Genomic DNA, 17,638 nt, shown 5'->3' on the forward strand with positions numbered 1-17,638 from the left:
TGCCGTTGCTGCGGGGGTATGGCAAGGCCCCGGCGATCCTGGATCGTCGGGGCCTGCATCCGCGTCGCGCACCGCCACGGTCAGCGGGTCTCGCGGTGCTCCGTGTGCTTGCCGCAGCGCCGGCAGTACTTGGACAGAGACAACCGGTCCGGAGTGTTCCGGCGGTTCTTCTTGGTGATGTAGTTGCGCTCCTTGCACTCCGAGCACGCCAGAGTGATCTTGGGGCGAACGTCGCTGGCCTTGGCCACGTCCTTCTCCTCTCGCTGATCCTCGAGCAGCCCGTTGGGTGCCATGCTCGAACTTGCGTAGCGGGGGAGGGACTCGAACCCTCGACCTCACGATTATGAGTCGTGCGCTCTAACCAGCTGAGCTACCTCGCCAGATGACACTTCAGGGGCCCGTAGGCCCCCGCAGCATCAGAGCCCCGAAAGGGAATCGAACCCTTGACCTTCTCCTTACCATGGAGACGCTCTGCCGACTGAGCTATCGGGGCAACGAGCGGAACTTTAGGCAGATCGGATTTGCCTGCGCAACTCCGTTTCCCGTGGCCTCGCTCACCGCGGTCCCGCCCCTGGGGGCGAGTTCTGGCCGCGGCGTAAACGCCGCAACCATGGTGGCGGGTGAGGGATTCGAACCCCCGTAGCATACTGCGGCTGATTTACAGTCAGCTCCCATTGGCCGCTCGGGCAACCCGCCGGGCTCCGTGCTCGCCGCGGGCCGGTCTTGCCGCCCCACGCCTCTGCTCGGTGCCGTGGAAGGATAGCAAGCCAACGGCTGCGCACGCCAATCCCCACCGTAGGACCCTGCTCACAGCGACGACGGCGCCACGTCCGGCTCCGCAATCACCGAGCTCCTTCTACAGTCGTTGTCATGTCGCAACCTCGGCCCCCTTACCGTCCCGATCAGCGACCCGCACCCCAGGCGCAGCCCATGGCTACGCAGACGCCAGGCGTCCCGATGCCGATGCAACCCGGACAGCCTCAGCACAAGCGTCGTAGTCCCCTAGTCCTCGTCATTGCTGTGGTGGCCGCCATAGCGGTCGCCGCCGGCATCGGCATCGGCATCATCGTCAGCGTGGCATCGCACGGCCGGCCCGTCCCGGCAGCACAGGCCACCGCCGGACAGTGCATCGAGGACCCGGAGGTGAAGGAGCTGGGCCACGTCTACGTCGCTGACTGCGACTCTGCGGATGCCGCCTACAGGGTCACCGCCGCTGCCGGTACCGACTGCACGACCGTGCCAGGAACAACCACCACTTACCAGGATCTATGCATGATCGGCCTTGGCGAGGACCCGAGCGCTTCCTTGATCGAGGTTCAGGAGGGCGACTGCCTGAGTATTGACGACGCCACGCAGGAGGCCGCCGTTGCAGAGTGCACCAGCGGCACCTACCCGGCGCTGAAGGTACTTACCGACGTTGCCGACTCAGATCTCGGGCTGATGGCGGGCGACGAGGACGCCTGCATCGCCGCGGGCGTGGATGAGGATGCTTACTCCTTCTGGTACAAGTGGAACCTGACCTCCTTCATGTTCGACACGGCAGGCGACACGAGGAATCTGCTCAGCCCCAACCAGTTCGTCTTCTGCCTGGGCGATCCCCAGCCGTGACCCGTCATCCCTGACCGGAGGGTGGCAGCCGTCTCAGTAGCCCGCCATCTGCTCCAGGCGGGCGATGCGCTGGGCCATCGGCGGGTGGGTGGCGAACAGGCTCCGCACCCCGCCGAAGGGGTTGGCGATCATCATGGCGCTGACCGGCTCCAGGCGCGGGTCCTGCCGCATGGGTGCGGCGGCCACCCCCGTCTCCAGCTTGTGCAGGGCGCTGGCCAGGGCCAGCGGGTCGTGAGTCAGGACGGCGCCGTCGTGGTCGGCGTCGTACTCGCGGGTGCGGGAGACGGCGAACTGGGTGAGGCTGGCCGCCAGCGGAGCCAGCAGCGCCAGCAGGAGCAGAACCAGGGCGTTGGAGTCGCGCCGGTCCCGGCCCCCGCCGAACCACATGATGCCGGTGGCGATCGATGAGATCACCCCGGCGATGCCCGCGGCTACGGAGCCGGTGAGGATGTCCCGGTTGTAGACGTGGGACAGCTCGTGGCCGAGTACCCCGCGCAGCTCCCGCTGGTTGAGCAGCTGGAGGATGCCCTGGGTGCAGCACACGGCGGCGTGCTGCGGGTCGCGGCCGGTGGCGAAGGCGTTCGGACTCATGGTGGGGGCCACGTACAGCCGCGGCATCGGCTGCCCGGCGGCAGTGGACAGCTCGCGCACAACCGCGTACATGACCGGCTGCTGCACCTCGCTGACCTCGACGGCGCCCATGGAGCGCACCGCGAGCTTGTCGGAGTTCCAGTAGGCGTAGGCCGTCTGCGCCACCCCGATCGCGGGCATGAGCAGCAGCCACACGCTTGAGCCGGTTCCGCGCGCAAGCAGCCAGCCGAGCAGGAGCAGCAGGCCCCACAGTCCCCCCATGAGGACGGCGGTCTTGAGTCCGTTGTGGTGGTTCGTGCCCGTCATAGCGCGAGTGTATGAACGCTCGCTGTGCTGTTCCTGGGAGTGGTGGCCGGCTCAGGCCAGCAGGGCGGCGACGTCGGCGACGTCGAGTCCCAGGGCCTGCCCGACGCCGGCCGTGTACAGGGCGCCGCCATGGGTGGCCAGGCCGCGGGCGAGGTCGGCCCGCTGGCGGCAGGCCTCGTGCCAGCCGCTATCGGCCAGGGCGACGGCGTAGGGCAGGGTCGCGTTGGTCAGCGCGTAGGTGGACGTGTAGGACACGGCCCCGGGCATATTGCCCACGGCGTAGAAGATCTTGCCGTCCACCTCGTAAGTGGGCTCGGAGTGCGTGGTCACGTGGGAGTCCTCGAAGCAGCCGCCCTGGTCGATGGCGATGTCCACGAGTACGGAGCCCGGGCGCATCGCCTCGACCATCTCGTGGGTCACCAGCCGGGGCGTGCGGGCGCCGGGTACGAGCACGGCGCCGATGACAAGATCGGCGGCGGCGACGGCTCCGGCCACGTCCAGCGGGGTGGAGAAGCGGGTGCGGACCGTCCCGCCGGTCAGCTCGTCGATCTGGCGCATGCGGACCGGGTTGATGTCCATGACGGTGACGTCCGCACCCATGCCCGCGGCCACGCGGGCGGCGGCCAGGCCGGCGGTGCCGCCGCCAAGCACGACGACGTTGGCGCGGCGCACTCCCGCGGCACCGCCCAGCAGCACGCCGGAGCCTCCGTTTGGTGCGAGCAGGGCGTCGGCCCCCACCTGCACGCCGAGCCTTCCAGCGATCTCGGACATGGGAGCGAGCAGCGGCAGGCCGCCGTCGTCGGTGGCGACCGTCTCATAGGCGACCGCCGTGACGCCCCGGTCCATCAGGGCCTCAGTCAGGGCGCGGTCGGCGGCCAGGTGCAGGTAGGTGAACAGCAGCAGGCCCTCACGCAGGTAGCCGAACTCGGAGGGCACCGGTTCCTTGACCTTGAGGACCATCTCGGCCCCGCCCCACACCGCAGCGGCATCGGCGGCGATGGTAGCGCCGGCGTCCACGTAGTCGGCGTCGGCAATGCCGGCACCCAGTCCCGCCCCCGCCTGCACGGTCACCTCGTGCCCGTGCCGCACGAGCGTGTCCACGCCGGCCGGCGTGAGCGCTACGCGGTATTCGTGATCCTTTACCTCGGTGGGTACGCCGATACGCATGGGGCTGCCTTTCGCTGCTTGGAGTCCGGGCACTGTGCTCCGGGTGCCTCAGCCTACCGTCCCGACCGGACCGTCAGTCCTGCAGGCGGTGTGCAACTCGCTCGGGCACGCGATCGGGATCCGGCTGGCCGATGAGGTCGGCGGGGGCCTCGGTGCTGCGGGAGATCGCGGTCATCGCTTCACGGGCAACAATCTTGACGCGCTCGCGCGACTTGGCGTCACCGCCGGTGACCGTGACCTCACCGTAGGCCTCGCCCAGCTCGCGCTCGTAGGCGTCCAGCAGCTCCCAACCCTCCCAGGTGGTGTAGGGCACGCCGCGGGAGTCGAGCAGCGCCAGCAGGGCGTCGTGGCCGACCTGGGAGGCGTCGTCGGTGGTGGCGTGCAGCAGGCCGGCGTTGGCATCGGCAACCAGGTTCGTAATTGTCTCCTGGGCGTCGGACTTGGTGGAGCCGATCAGGCCGACCGGGCCGCGGCGGATCCAGCCGGTGGCGTAGATGCCGGTCAGCGGCTGGCCATCATCGTCGAGCACGCGGCCGCCGGCGTTGGGGATCACATGCCGGTCGGCGTCGAAGGGCAGGCCCTCAATGGGACTGCCTGCGTAGCCAACGGCGCGGTAGACGGCCTGCACCGGCCAGTCCCGGAACTCGCCGGTGCCGGAGACGGTGCCGTCACCGTTCAGGCGAGTGCGCTCGGTGCGCAGGGCGCGCACGTGCCCGGCCTCATCGGTGAGAATGGCGGCGGGCGCCTGGAACAGGTGGATGTGGATGGTCCGGGAGGCGGTCAGCTCCTCCGGCTCCTGCATGGCGTAGTTCTCCAGGGCCTTGACCACCTGCCGCTGCTGGTTGGAGGCGGCCAGGGCCTCGCGGGAGCCCTCGTCGTACTCGAAGTCCTCCTCATCGACGGTGACGTCCACATCGGGCTGCTTGCCCAGTTCCCGCAGCTCCAGAGGGGTGAACTTCACCTGGGCGGGGCCGCGGCGACCGAAGACGTGCACGTCGGTGACCGGGGACTGCTGCAGTAACTCGGCCACGTTCGCGGGGATCTCCGTGGTCATCAGGTCGCGGGCGTGCTTGGCCAGGACGCGGGAGATGTCCAGGGCGACGTTGCCGACGCCGATGACGGCAACCTCCTTGGCCTCCAGCGGCCAGGTGCGCGGATGGTCGGGGTGACCGTCGTACCAGGAGACGAAGTCGGCGCCGCCGTATGACTCGGGAGCATCGATACCGGGGATGTCCAGGGGGGCGTCGGTATCCGCGCCAGTGGAGAAGATCAGGGCGTCGTAGTGCTCGCGCAGCTCGGCGACGCTGATGTCACGGCCGACCTCCACGTTGCCGATCAGCCGGATGTCGCCGCGCTGCAGGATCTTGTACAGGGCCACGATGATCTGCTTGATGCGTGGGTGGTCCGGGGCCACGCCGTAACGCACCAGGCCGTAGGGGGCAGGCAGGCGCTCGAACAGGTCGATGTTCACGTCCAGGCCCGACTTCGACAGGATGTCCGAGGCGTAGATACCGGCGGGGCCTGCTCCGATGACGGCGACATTAAGAGGGCGTGCGTTCACTGGTCTTCGTTTCTGGTGACTAAGGGTGGATGGCCGGGCGAGCACCGGGCGGTGCGCTGCTCAGGTCGACCCAAGTGTATGCGGGTGCTCATCAACCGCGGTGTGGCGTGCATCCCGCCCACTTCACTGGCCTCTGCCCCCTCTCCCCCTCGCCGAGACCGGCACAAGTAACACACCGAGACCGGTAGACGTTACGTACCGAGGTTGGTAGAAGTGGCGAATCCCATTCCCGCTGACCTCCTCGTTCTTGTCGCCCGTCCGGAAGCATGCAGACGCAGCACTGCGCGGCTCAAACCACGACGATTCGTGCGCCATGGCGACGGACCTGCGATTCGCTAGGTGACGTGACTCCTCCGGTTTGCGGGTGTGGAGGTGGATTCCGGGGTGATCTCGGGCGCTTAGGCCGAGGGGTCGGCTGGCTGCGACTCTCTGCCGGCACCGAGTCCCGTGCGTGGCGGCCCGAAGTGTCCAGATCTATGCCAAACGAGGTAGGAGGCGGCAGCGGCCGCGAACAGAACGTTGGAATCATGCGGGTGTCAGATCGGCACCAGCGGCCGTAGGCGGTGTTTGTCATCAATTTTGACAACCATAGGAGCATCATTCCGCCCCCGCACCCGAGTCGGCTGCACGCACCCCCGGAGTCGTTTGCCGGCATCCCCCGCCCGGAAGCGGGATCGTCTACAACGCCACTTCGAGGTTAACAACGCCCGTTAACGGCCTGCTGAAGGGCTGCGAGGTATACAGCAGGCCGTTAAGTAGCGTTGTTAACGCCCAACCCGCGTAGCAGACACCCCCAGCCCGCCACACTCTCCAACACGAACAACAGACTGCCGTCTCACCCGAGTCTCCCCACGACGACAAGGCGCCGATATAGTATCGAGACATTTCGTCGCTCCGCGCCTAGGACAACCATGAGACGCCGCCACTTCCTGCTCAGTTCACTGACAGCCACCGCCCTCCCGATCCTCACCGCATGCGGTTCGCGGACGTCGTCGGACCGCGCCACCGCATCCACGGCCGCTTCACCGATCCCGAGGCCCCCGGCTCGCGTCCCCGTGGGCTTCGCCGACGCCGGGAATCTGCCGGGATCAGACTTCCATCCCGAGTCGTTCAGCCGGCTCCGTGGCAGCTACCTAGTGGGTAGCAGCGGCAACACCTGGTGGTACGGGGATCCATCCGCCATGAACTACTGGTATTTCACAGCCGACGGCGCCGACGCCGGCTCCATGGAACTGGTAGCCATGGGCTCCGCCGAAGAGCTTCAGAACCTCGCGCCGCAGGTCGGACCGGCTCAAATTCTCACCGATGAAATCATGGTCGTCGACGCCGCTGCCCACTTCGGCTATGTAGTCGTCACGGCGGTCCGCACCGGGGTGACTCAGGAATCCGCCTGGCAAGCCCATCTGCTCAAGGTGGATCTGGAGGCTGCGGCTGTCGTGGAAGTGCTGCCGCTGGATGTCGACGCCGCGGTCGATACGACAATCGGCAACTGGACGATGGCGCTAGACGCCGACGGCACCAACCTGGGCATCGGTACCGGAAAAATCCGTGGCGACACCCGCATCTGGGCCATCAACACCGAGTCGATGGAGATTGTCCTCAAGGATCCGCATCAAGTTGGTTATGACACCCTCCACCAGGTCAGCGGCGACGCGCTACTGACAGGCACGGCGAGCTCCTCCTACTCCGAGGGCGCATACCCGCCCTATATCGTCTACTCATTCGAGTCCGGCAACCTAGTCACCCAGGAGAACAACCTGGACACCTACTTGTTGGGCTCCTGGCTGTACTGGTTGGAGGCCGCCTACGACGCCTGGCGCATCATGGACGTGACCACCGGCGAGGAGGTGACCCTGGCTGATCAGCCTCCCGTAGGCGCGCTGGACGCGCGCCCGACGGTGTGGGAGACGGGCGGCTACTCGGTCGTACGCACCGATTCGGCGCTGGACGTGCGCCCCCTCGGTTCGCCAACGGCGACACTGTCCCTGTCCGCGGACGCCGGGGACACCATCCCCGCAGCGCTCGCCGTCCACCGCGATGTGGTTTATGCGGCCTATCCCTCCGCCGCGCATGAGCTGCACCTGATCGATCTCGCCACCGGCGAGGAACTGGCCACTGCCAGGCTTGGAACCGAGGAGGACGGAATCGATCGCGAGCCGCAGACGCTAGCCGTCTCCGAGGTCGGTGCCGGCTACTTCTACAGCCGGGGCGGGACCTGCACCTTCCACGCCGCCACCGACTGGCTGACCTAACCGGCAGTCCCGGCGCACAGCGTCCACCGGCCCGGGTGTGCCATTGGTGCGGACTCGCTGGCAGGGCGTCGGGCACCGCATCCCCATTCTTCTACCGCGCACCGCCAGCGCCGACACCGCCATCGCCGGAGTCCTGCCCCGAAGACTTCTCCTCGGAAATGCTGTGGCCGGCGCCGGCGGCTCCTCCGCAATAACCGCCGTGGATGACCACTACCTGGCCGGCACCGCCCACGTGCATGACGCGCTGTTGGGCAGGGATGGGCTGCGCCCCGTCGTCGACCTCAATGGCCCGACCACTTGGGCGGTGCCCAGTGGCGCGACTAAGCCCCCTGGATGGGATGCGGGGCAGCCAGTTCCTCGTGCGGCCCTCGTCTCCGGCAATGCCCTTACCGATACTGGCATTGGCACCTGACTGCTACCGACGTCCGCAAGGGAGCGGGTCAGGCGGCGCGGTCCACCAGCAGGTGCGCGAACTGCACCATGCCATCACGTACCAGGGCCACCCTTTGCCGTGCGTCGGCAAGGGCCGCGTCACGTTCCTCTCCCGTAATGCCTCCGGCGTCCAGACGCTCTACGGTGCCGGCCAGAACCGCGTCCTCCAGGCCGTCTAGCACTGCGACGGCCTGGTCCGCCCAATCCATCGCCATCTTCCGGGTGCGGGCGAGAACCGGGTGGACGCGCAGCTGGGCCACGACGTCCGCCAGCACCGCATCGTCGGACAGGTCGGCGCCGGAGAGAGTGGCCAGGATCGACTGCCCGGCGGCGTCGAGCTCGCCCGCCGCCAGGGCCTGCCGCAGCAGCAGCACCGGCATGGTGTCCACGCCCTCCCGCAGGTCCGTGCCCGGAGTCTTACCGGTGGTGGCAGTATCGCTGGTCAGGTCGATGCAGTCGTCAGCGAGTTGGAAGGCCACCCCGATCTTCTCCCCGAACGCCTCCACGATCGCCTCGGTGGCCTCCCCCGCACGGGAGAGCATGGCGCCATAGCGCGCCGACACGGCAATGAGAGAGCCGGTCTTGTCCGCCAGTACTTGCAGGTAGTGCGCCACCGGGTCCGTACCTGCCGGGCGCGGCAGCGTCTCATGCAGCTGGCCCATGCACAGCCGCTCAAAGGTCTTGGAGTGCGCCAGCACCGCCTGCGGGCCGAGTGCGGCCACGAGCTGGGATGCCCGGGCCACCAGCACGTCCCCGGTGAGAATCGCCGCCGAGTTGCCCCATACCGTCTGGGCACTGGGGGCACCGCGGCGCAGGGGCGCCTCATCCATTACGTCATCGTGGTAGAGAGTGGCGATATGGGTGAGCTCGACGGCGACGCCCGCGTCCAGCACGGGTTCGTCGACCGCCAGGCCCGGGTCACCTAGGTGAGCCGTCAGCAGCGTGAGCACGGGGCGCAGCCGCTTCCCGCCGGCCGCGGCCAGGTGAGAGGTCGGTGCGTTAATGGTTTCGTCGGCGTTGCTGACGACCTCTAGCAGGCGCGCCTCAATGGCTTCGAGTCCCGGTACGATCCGCTCTTCGAGCTGCGGGAGGCTGAGGGGCAGCGTTCCAATCACGGTAGGAGCATAGCGGCGTTAGCCAGCGCCCCCGCTACGGCCTGGGGCAGGACGCCAATGAGCACGGTACCGACGGCCGCCAAGCCGATCGCCAGCGCAGTCGGCCCCATGGAGTCGACGACGGCCACCCGCTCCCCCTCCGGCTCGCGGAAGAACATGAGCACAATCAGTCGCATGTAGAAGAAGGCAGTGGCCACAGAGCTGATCACCGCGGCGACGACGAGCCAGGTAGCCCCGCCTACGACACCCGCGATAAACACCTCGAACTTCGCCACGAATCCGGCAGTCAGCGGGATACCGGCGAATGACAGCAGGAATACGGTCATGGCGCCGGCCAGCCAGGGACTGCGCCGCCCCAGACCGGCGAAGGCCTTCAGGTCCGTGGCCTCGGCGCCGGGGGCGCCGTCGTGGCTCTCCCGCACCAGCGTGACCACCCCAAAGGCGCCGACGGTGGCGATGCCGTAGGTCAGGGCGTACAGCATCAGCGCACTCACGCCGATAGAGTTCCAGGCAATGATGCCGATGAGCATGTAGCCGGCGTGGGCTATCGCCGAGTAGGCCAGCATGCGCTTCACATCGGTCTGCACCACGCCGACCACGGTGCCCACGGCCATGGTCAAGATGGCAACAGCCCACAGGAACGGGGCCAGGTCCCAGCCCAGTACGCCGCCTACCACGTAGTAGAAGCGCACCAGGGCGAGGAAGGCAGTGGCCTTCACCCCGGCCGCCATGAAGCCCGTGACCGGGGTGGGAGCACCCTGGTAGACGTCCGGGCTCCAGGCGTGGAACGGCGCAGCTGCTGTCTTGAACAGCAGGCCGATGGTCACCAGCACGACCCCGGCCAGGGCCAGCCAGTCCATACCGAGCGCTCCCCCGCCGGCGATGGCGTAGGCAATCGCCCTGTAGGACAGCGAGTCGGACACCCCGTACAGGAAGGCGGCGCCCATCAGCAGGAAGGCCGAGGCGAATACTCCCAGCACGAAGTACTTCAGGGCGGCCTCCTGGCTGAGCAGGCGGCGGTGGCGCGCCATGGCCGCCATGATGTACAGGGGCAGCGAGACCAGCTCCAGGGTGACCAGCAGCGTGATCATGTCGTCCGCCAGCGGGAACAGCATCATGCCGCCCAGCGAGAACAGGGTCAGCGGGAACATCTCGGTGGACACCCAGCGGGCGTGCAGGGACTCGGCCTCCTCGGCGCTGCCGGGGCGGTCGGCGGCCTGGGCGGCGAAGGCGCCGTCGTCGGCGGTGGTGCGGTCGGCCATCACCAGGATGGCAAGCAAGCCGATCACCAGCACAATGCCCTGGGCGGCTACCCCGAAGGGGTCCTCCGCGATGCCGGTGGCCAGCTGGCGGCCGATGCCGGGGGACACGATGGACCAGCGGCCCGCCAGTGCCACGCCGGCGCCTAGAACGGCCAGCAGGCTCAGCATGGCCTGTACGACCGGGCGAGCGGCGCGGGGGACGAACGCCTCCGCAAGTACGCCGATGACGCCCGCAAGCAGGATGATCAGTACCGGGATGAGGCCGGCCCATTCGATGACCGGGGCGGTGAGGCTCACTTCGTGTTCCCTTCTGCGATCACGACGGCGACGGCGGGGTCTGCCGGGGCGGGGGCGGTAGCCGAGACGGCCTGGGCCGCCGTGGTTCCGGTGGCATCCAGCGCAGCGGCAACCTGCGCCGCGACGTCCTCGAAGGCGTCGGTCAGCACGGCGGGCGCAAGCCCGAGTGCGAGCATGGCGGCGATAACCGGTACCAGCACGAGCTTCTCGCGGCCGTCCAGGTCGGCGCTGCCCACGCGCTCACGGGCGGGAGCGCCGGTGAACACCCGCTGGTAGGGCAGCAGCACGTACACGGCGGCGATGATGACGCCGAGCACGGCGATCATCCCGAGCGGCACCGACTCGGAGAAGGTGCCGGTGAGCACCATCCACTCCGGAACGAATCCGCTCAGCCCCGGCAGGGCGATGGAGGCCAGGCCGGAGATGAGGAAGGTGCCGGCGATCAGCGGCATGACCCGCTGGATGCCGCCGAGCTCGCTAATGGCAACGGTGCCGGTGCGGCGGGCGAGGAAGCCGGTAACCAGGTACAGGCCGGCGATCGACAGCCCGTGGGCGACCATGTAGACCATGGCGCCGGTCGCGGCGATCTGGTTGCCGATGAACAGTCCTAGCACCATGAAGCCGAAGTGGCTGATGGAGGTGTAGGAGATCAGCCGGTACAGGTTGTCCTGGGCGATGGCGGCCAGGCCCCCGTAGATGATCCCGATCACGGCCAGTACCAGCACTACCGGCGCGGCCCAGGCGGACTCGCGCGGGAACAGGGGCAGCACCAGCGCGGCCATGCCGTAGGTGCCGATCTTGTCCAGCACACCGATCAGCAGCACGGAGGTGCCCGGTGTGGCCTGCTCCGCGGTGTCCGGCAACCACGTGTGCAGCGGCACCATGGGTGCCTTAATGGCGAAGGCGACGAAGAAGGAGATGAAGATCCACCTCCCGGCGGCGGTGGATCCGCCTATCCGGCCGGTCAGGTTCTCAATCAGGTAGGCGCCCTCACCGCCGGGGCCGTAGACGAACAGTGCGACTACCCCCACGAGCATGACCAGCCCGCCGGCCAGCGAGTACAGCAGGAACTTCAGGGCGGCGCGACGCCGGCGCTCACCGCCGAAGCGCCCGATGAGGAAGTACACCGGCACGAGCATGGCCTCGAAGCAGATGTAGAACAGGAAGACGTCGCGGGCCGCGAAGATGACCACGACGAAGGCCTCCAGCACCAGCACCAGGCCGCTGAACAGGGACTGCTGGTCCGCGGGCACCTCTCCCCAGCTGGCCAGGAGCACAAGCGGCACCAGGAAGGCGGTCAGCAGCAGCATGGCCAGGCCGAGCCCGTTCACGCCCAGCGCCCAGGACACGCCCAGCAGCGGGATCCAGGAGTGGGTCTCGGCCAGCTGCGTGGCGCCGGCCTGGGCCACGTCAAAGCGGGTCAGCGCCCAGATGCCTACACCGAGCGTGGCCAGGGAGAAGAGCAGGCCGATGACCCGCCCCTGGCGCCGCAGCGGGGGCATCAGCCACAGCAGCAGTGCCCCGGCGAGCGGGACGACCGCCATGACAGTCAGGATGGGAAAGGTTTCATTCATGGGCTGCATGTGGTCGTGTCCTCTCAGAACCTGCTGGCCAGGACGGCGATAAGTGCTAGGACCGTCCCTCCGAGCATGTAGCCGGCGTAGGAGCGGACGTATCCGGACTCGGTGCGGGCGGTGAGCCGGCCGAGCGCCCCGGTTCCCTTGGCGAGCCCCTCTACGGCGCCGTCGACGACGTAGTGGTCCGCGGCCCCCGCGGCGAGGACGAGCCCCTGACCGGGCCGCATGGCTACTGCCTCGTTGATCGTGTCCTGGTACATGTCGTGGCGGGCGGCCTCCACCAGGAGGTTCGCGCGCTGCACCACCGTGGGCACGTCCTGCCGCACGTACAGGGCCCAGGCGACGACGACGCCGATAATCACCAGGGCGAGCGTGGCCCCCATGATCGCGGTGGCCGGGAGGACGGGCTCGCCGTGCGCGGCATGCCCGGTGACCGGCTCCAGCCAGGTGACGAAGGCGTCACCCATGGTCAGCGCCCCGCCCAGGCCGAGGGAGAAGACGGACAGGATGATCAGCGGAAGCGTCATCATCCAGCCGGACTCGTGGGGGTGGACCTCACCCTCAATGTCCTTGGCGGTGGTCCACCGGGGGCTGCCGTGGAAGATCATGAAGAACAGCCGCGACATGTAGAAGGCGGTGAGCCCGGCGCCCAGCAGGGCGATGGTGCCCAGGATCCAGGGGCGGGCGCCTTCGCCGACGAAGGCGGCCTCAATGATCTTGTCCTTGGACCAGAACCCGGAGAAGGGCGGGATCCCGAGGATGGCCAGCCAGCCGATTCCCATGGTGACCCAGGTGATCCTCATGGCGCGGTGCAGGCCGCCGAAGCGGCGCATGTTCACCTGGTCGCCCATCGCGTGCATGACGCTGCCGGCGCCCAGGAACAGCTGGGCCTTGAAGAAGCCGTGGGTGAGCAGGTGGAAGATGGCGAAGGCATAGCCGATCGGCCCCAGGCCGGCGCCGAGCATCATGTAGCCGATCTGGCTCATGGTGGAGGCGGCCAGCACCTTCTTCATATCGTCCTTGGCGCAGCCGATGACGGCGCCCAGCACCAGGGTGATGGCCCCGACGACGGCGACGGCCAGCTGGGCGTCGGGGGCGCCCTCGAATACGGCGCCCGAGCGCACGATCAGGTACACGCCGGCGGTGACCATGGTGGCGGCGTGAATCAGCGCGGACACCGGGGTGGGGCCCGCCATGGCGTCACCCAGCCAGGCCTGCAGGGGGAACTGGGCGGATTTTCCGCACGCCGCCAGCAGCAGGCTGAAGCCGATTGCGGTGAGCCATCCGGTGGAGATGGCCCCCTCCTGGGCGGCCGGCAGCACCGCGTCGTAGGCGACCGAGCCGACCTGCGCGATGCAGGCCATCATGGCCAGCAGCAGGCCGACGTCGCCGATGCGGTTCATGATGAAGGCCTTCTTGGCGGCGGCCGCGTTCTCCCGGCTGGTGAACTGCTCCGCCTGGGGGGCGTCGGCGTCGGCGGTGTTCCAGAAGCCGATGAGCAGGTAGGAGGCCAGGCCCACGCCCTCCCAGCCGATGAACAGGGCGATGTAGGAGTCGCCGAGTACCAGGGTGAGCATGGCGGCGATGAAGAAGTTCAGGTAGGCGAAGAACCGGCGCCGGTCCCGGTCATGGGCCATGTAGGCAACCGAGTACAGGTGGATGAGGAAGCCGACGCAGGTCACCAGCACCACGAAGGTCAGCGACAGCGGGTCCAGGCGCAGGCCCAGGCTCACGTCCAGGTCTCCGGCGCCGAACCAGCGCCACAAGGGCACGCCCACAACTCGGTCGGCGGCGTCCAGGCCCAGCACCTGGGCGAGGATGACCAGGCCGAGGCAGGCGCTGAATGCGGCGGCAGCCACGCCCAGCCAGTGGCCCCAGGCGTCGGCGGCCCGGCCGAGCAGCAGCAGGATGGCGGCGCAGGCCGCGGGCACGGCTATCAGCAGCCAGGCCAGCGCGGCCGCACCGGTGGCGGGCGCGGCGGCACCAACCACGGACTGGCTCGCGAGCAGCCCGGTGGAGAGCACGAGAGGGGATGCGGTCATGATCTCGGCTCCTTCAGTGCTTGAGCAGGTTCAGGTCGTCAACCGACGTGGACCTGCGGGTACGGAAGATGGACACGACGATGCTCAGTCCGACGACGGTTTCCGCCGCGGCCACGACGATGGCGAAGAACGCGAACACCTGCCCGCTCAGGTCCCCGTACATGCGGGAGAAGGTCACCAGCACGAGGTTGACGGCGTTGAGCATCAGCTCCACGCCCATCAGCTCGATGATCGCGTTGCGCCGCAGCAGCACGGTCAGGGCACCCAGGGTGAACAGCACCCCGGCGAGCACAACATAGGCGGTAATGGGGACGCTCACTTGTGCTCCTCCTCGGTTTCTGCCGGCGCTTCACCGGCGGCCGCAGAGCCGGGCGACGCGGCGGCTGCCGCCGGGGCGACGGGCTGGGTGACAACGGGCGCGGGGGCGCCCGGCATTGCCGGCATGCCTGAGCGACCGACGGTGGCGTCCTCCCGCTGAGTGATGCGACCGGCGCGCTGAGCCGCGCCCATCTCCGGGGACACCTCGGACAGCTCCAGCGCCTGGTCCCGTACCCGCAGCACCCGCGGCACGGACTCCTCCAGCGCCTCGCCGGAGGCCGCCAGGGCGGGTGCGGCGGCGCTGTTGGTGGCCGCGTAGACGCCGGGCATGGGCTTCTGCCCCGGGTGGGTGCCGGAGCTGGCATACGCCCGCATCCGGGCGTCCACCCGGTCGCGCTGGGACAGGCGGGGGCGGACCCGCTGCCGGTGGGTGAGAGTCAGTGCTCCAACCGCGGCAGTGATCAGCAGGATCCCGGTCAGCTCCATGGTGACCACGTGGTCGCCGAACAGGACCACTGCGAGCGACTGGGGGCTGGCTTCGTCACCCTCGGCCAGGCCGACCGCGGTGGGGAAGGCGGTTCGCCACACAACCGCGGCGATCACAGCCACCAAGCCGACTCCGAACAGCGTCAGCAGCCACTTGGTGGCTGCGTTGTGGGTGGCGACCGACTCGTCTCCGCCCACGCCCACAAGCATGATCACGAACAGCACCAGCGTCATCACGGCGCCGGTGTAGACGACCACCTGGATGACCCCCAGGAAGGGGGCCTCATTGGCGACGTAGAGTGCCGCCAGGCAGATCATGATCAGGATCATGCTTACGGCGGCGTTCACGGCGCGCTTCGCGGTCAGCATGATCAGGCCGCAGGCAACCATGATGACGGCCACGACGGCGAACAGGACCGTCTCACCGCCGGACAGCGTGCCGTCCGCGGTGAGGGTCGCGGGCATGGGGTTCATGAGCGTCATGAGTGCACCGCCTCCTTCGGGGCCTTCGCGGGTGCGGGAACCGTGCGTACGGAGGTGAGCGTGGGGTCATCGGGGCGGTTCTCACGCACCCAGTCGACCTGGTCCTGCGTGGGGCCGGTGACGGCACCCCGGTAGTAGTCGCCATCCTCGGTGCCCTCCACCATTGGGTGGGGGGCGGCCAGGGCGCCTTCGGGAACTGGCGCCAACAGGTCCTGCTTCTCGTAGATGAGGCCGGAGCGGGTGGGGCCGACCAGCTCGTCGATCTCGTGGGTCATGGTCAGCGCGCGCGTGGGGCAGGCCTCAATGCACAGGCCGCAGAAGATGCAACGCAGGTAGTTGATCTGGTAAACGCGGCCGTAGCGCTCGCCAGGTGAGTACTGCGCCCCCGGCGCATTGGGCGCGGCCTCGACGTAAATGGCGTCTGCGGGGCAGGCCCAGGCGCACAGCTCACAGCCGATGCACTTCTCCAGGCCGTCGTCGTAGCGGTTGAGCTGGTGACGCCCGTGGTAGCGCGGCATCAGCACCGGCTTCTCGAAGGGGTACAGCTCCGTGACGGTGGGGCGGAAGATGGAGGACAGCGTGACCCCGTAGCCGGCCACGGGGGCGAAAACGCGTCCCAGGGCGCTGGGCTCGTCGCGCAGCCACTGGTCGTGGTCGGCGCCCTCCCGGTCCCCGGGGCGGGACTCCTGGGGTGTTGGGTCAGTCATCGGTTCCCTCCTGAGCGGTGACGTCGGAGTCGGTGGCAGCCGCAGTCAGGGAGACGTCGCTGGCGGCGTCGAGCACCGGTGCGGCAGAGCGGCGGGCGCGGCGGGCACGCGGTGACGGCGGCAGCTTCTGGCCCGGCAGCGGCGGTACCGGGAAGCCCCCGGCAAAGGCGTCCAGTTCCTCACCCGGAACGGTGACGGCATCCGTGTCCGCCGGCTCCCGGCCAGTACCGGTAGCGGGGAGGTCCTCGTCCTCCTCGCCCGCGGGCAGCACCAGCAGGATCACCATGGCCACCAGGAAGATGGCGGCCAGCACCAGCAGCAGCCCCTGGGTGGAGCCGCCGGAGAAGGACCGGTAGCCCTGCACGATGGCGACCAGCACGAACCACACCAGGGCGACGGGGATGAGGAACTTCCAGCCGAACTTCATGAAGTGGTCGTAGCGGATGCGCACCAGCGTCCCGCGAGTCCAGATCATGAACAACATCACGCACCAGACCTTGAGGATGAACCACAGCATCGGCCACCAGCCGGAGTTGGCGCCGTCCCAGAAGCTGGCCAGGATGAAGGAGCGCCAGCCGCCGAGGAACAGGGTGGTGCACACGGCGGAGACGTTGAACATGTTGATGTACTCGCCCAGGTAGTACCAGGCGAACTTCATCGAGGAGTACTCCACCATGTGGCCGGCAACCAGCTCGCCCTCCGCCTCGGGCAGGTCGAAGGGCAGGCGGTTGACCTCGCCGACCATGGAGACCACGTAGATCAGGAAGCTGGGGATCATGGCCACGCACCACCACAGGCGCTCCTGCGCGCCGACGATGCCGGAGGTGGACATGGTGCCGGAGGCGAGGAAGACCGTCAGGATCGACAGGCTCATGCTCAGCTCATAGGAGATGACCTGCGCAGCCGAGCGGACAGAACCGAACAGCGGGTAGGTGGAGTGCGTGGACCAGCCTCCCAGGATGATGCCGTACACGCCGAATCCGGTGATCGCCAGCACGTACAGCACGGAGACGGGGAAGTCCGTCAGCTGCAGCGGCGTGGAGTGGCCGAACATGCTTACCTGCGGGCCGAAGGGGATCACCGCGTAGATCATGAAGGCGCTGAAGGCAGCGATGACCGGGCCCAGGATGTAGATGAGGCTCTCGGCACCCTTGAGCCAGAAGTCCTCCTTCATGATCAGCTTGGCGGCGTCCGCCACCAGCTGCGGCAGGCCGAGCGGACCGTTGACATTTGGCCCGGGCCGGGTCTGCATGCGCCCCAGGACGCGCCGCTCGGCCCAGATGGCGACGATGACGCTGAGGATCAGGAAGACCATGATGAACACGGCCTTGATGAGCGTCAGCCACCAGGTCTCCTCGGTGAAGTCGGCGACCACGCCGCCGCCCTGCGCGGCGAGGGCCGCCGGGACGCGTGAGCTGCTGGCAATTCCGATCG

Annotated in this window: 15 protein-coding genes and 3 tRNA genes; 3 read left to right on the plus strand and 15 right to left on the minus strand. The window is 68.3% G+C overall.

Annotated elements, in window-relative coordinates:
* Positions 1–80: 80 nt before the first annotated feature.
* The 4 genes from rpmG to GZ997_RS10490 form a co-directional block, all read right to left on the minus strand.
* Entirely contained in the window at positions 81–293 is a 213-nt protein-coding gene (rpmG, locus tag GZ997_RS10475) for a 50S ribosomal protein L33 (RefSeq protein ID WP_203234195.1), read from the minus strand.
* 13 nt (positions 294–306) lie between these two features.
* Positions 307–380 (minus strand) — tRNA-Met (locus GZ997_RS10480).
* Positions 381–420: 40 nt separating this feature from the next.
* Positions 421–493, minus strand: a tRNA-Thr gene (locus GZ997_RS10485).
* 118 nt (positions 494–611) lie between these two features.
* Positions 612–696, minus strand: a tRNA-Tyr gene (locus GZ997_RS10490).
* Positions 697–957: 261 nt separating this feature from the next.
* On the opposite strand from GZ997_RS10490, the gene GZ997_RS10495 reads away from it, so the two are divergent.
* Positions 958–1,608 carry a hypothetical protein gene (locus GZ997_RS10495; RefSeq protein WP_162679850.1) on the plus strand — a complete coding sequence of 217 codons (651 nt, stop codon included), beginning with the start codon at positions 958–960 and terminating at the stop codon, positions 1,606–1,608.
* Between the two features lie 33 nt (positions 1,609–1,641).
* Here GZ997_RS10495 and htpX read toward each other — a convergent pair whose 3' ends face one another.
* The 3 genes from htpX to GZ997_RS10510 form a co-directional block, all read right to left on the minus strand.
* Positions 1,642–2,505: a zinc metalloprotease HtpX gene (gene htpX, locus GZ997_RS10500; protein WP_161924613.1), complete on the minus strand. Its 864-nt coding sequence runs from the start codon at positions 2,503–2,505 to the stop codon at positions 1,642–1,644.
* A gap of 51 nt (positions 2,506–2,556) precedes the next feature.
* A complete protein-coding gene (gene ald, locus GZ997_RS10505; protein ID WP_161924614.1) occupies positions 2,557–3,672 on the minus strand; it encodes an alanine dehydrogenase in 1,116 nt (371 codons plus the stop codon).
* 73 nt (positions 3,673–3,745) lie between these two features.
* Positions 3,746–5,233, minus strand: a complete 1,488-nt coding sequence (locus GZ997_RS10510) for an FAD-dependent oxidoreductase (protein ID WP_162679851.1) — start codon at positions 5,231–5,233, stop codon at positions 3,746–3,748.
* Positions 5,234–6,144: 911 nt separating this feature from the next.
* Here GZ997_RS10510 and GZ997_RS10515 point away from each other — a divergent pair.
* Together GZ997_RS10515 and GZ997_RS10520 are read left to right on the plus strand one after the other, a co-directional pair.
* Positions 6,145–7,485, plus strand: a complete 1,341-nt coding sequence (locus GZ997_RS10515; protein ID WP_162679852.1) for a hypothetical protein — start codon at positions 6,145–6,147, stop codon at positions 7,483–7,485.
* A 43-nt stretch (positions 7,486–7,528) separates the two neighbouring features.
* On the plus strand, positions 7,529–7,897 hold the full coding sequence (locus tag GZ997_RS10520) for a hypothetical protein (protein WP_162679853.1): 369 nt from the start codon (positions 7,529–7,531) through the stop codon (positions 7,895–7,897).
* A 28-nt stretch (positions 7,898–7,925) separates the two neighbouring features.
* On the opposite strand, the gene GZ997_RS10525 is transcribed toward GZ997_RS10520, so the two are convergent.
* The 8 genes from GZ997_RS10525 to nuoH are packed head-to-tail and all read right to left on the minus strand — an operon-like array spanning position 7,926 to position 17,636.
* A complete protein-coding gene (locus GZ997_RS10525) occupies positions 7,926–9,032 on the minus strand; it encodes a polyprenyl synthetase family protein (RefSeq protein WP_162679854.1) in 1,107 nt (368 codons plus the stop codon).
* Positions 9,029–10,591: an NADH-quinone oxidoreductase subunit NuoN gene (gene nuoN / locus GZ997_RS10530; protein WP_162679855.1), complete on the minus strand. Its 1,563-nt coding sequence runs from the start codon at positions 10,589–10,591 to the stop codon at positions 9,029–9,031. Before nuoN ends, GZ997_RS10525 begins: the two co-directional genes overlap by 4 nt.
* Positions 10,588–12,174 carry an NADH-quinone oxidoreductase subunit M gene (locus GZ997_RS10535; protein ID WP_162679856.1) on the minus strand — a complete coding sequence of 529 codons (1,587 nt, stop codon included), beginning with the start codon at positions 12,172–12,174 and terminating at the stop codon, positions 10,588–10,590. The genes nuoN and GZ997_RS10535 overlap by 4 nt, the downstream gene beginning before the upstream one ends.
* Positions 12,175–12,188: 14 nt before the next feature.
* Positions 12,189–14,210 (minus strand): NADH-quinone oxidoreductase subunit L, encoded by a 2,022-nt coding sequence (nuoL, locus tag GZ997_RS10540; RefSeq protein WP_162679857.1) that lies wholly within the window; start codon positions 14,208–14,210, stop codon positions 12,189–12,191.
* A gap of 13 nt (positions 14,211–14,223) precedes the next feature.
* Complete coding sequence (nuoK, locus tag GZ997_RS10545) at positions 14,224–14,529, minus strand: NADH-quinone oxidoreductase subunit NuoK (protein ID WP_161924621.1); 306 nt, start codon at positions 14,527–14,529, stop codon at positions 14,224–14,226.
* On the minus strand, positions 14,526–15,497 hold the full coding sequence (locus GZ997_RS10550; RefSeq protein WP_162679858.1) for an NADH-quinone oxidoreductase subunit J: 972 nt from the start codon (positions 15,495–15,497) through the stop codon (positions 14,526–14,528). The genes nuoK and GZ997_RS10550 overlap by 4 nt, the downstream gene beginning before the upstream one ends.
* The gene (nuoI, locus tag GZ997_RS10555; RefSeq protein WP_162679859.1) at positions 15,494–16,204 is read right to left on the minus strand and encodes an NADH-quinone oxidoreductase subunit NuoI; all 711 of its coding nucleotides are present in this window, start codon (positions 16,202–16,204) and stop codon (positions 15,494–15,496) included. The genes GZ997_RS10550 and nuoI overlap by 4 nt, the downstream gene beginning before the upstream one ends.
* Complete coding sequence (nuoH, locus tag GZ997_RS10560; RefSeq protein ID WP_343212327.1) at positions 16,197–17,636, minus strand: NADH-quinone oxidoreductase subunit NuoH; 1,440 nt, start codon at positions 17,634–17,636, stop codon at positions 16,197–16,199. Before nuoH ends, nuoI begins: the two co-directional genes overlap by 8 nt.
* Positions 17,637–17,638 lie beyond the last annotated feature (2 nt).

This window comes from Actinomyces sp. 565 (assembly GCF_010365615.1).
Taxonomy (GTDB): Bacteria; Actinomycetota; Actinomycetes; order Actinomycetales; family Actinomycetaceae; genus Actinomyces.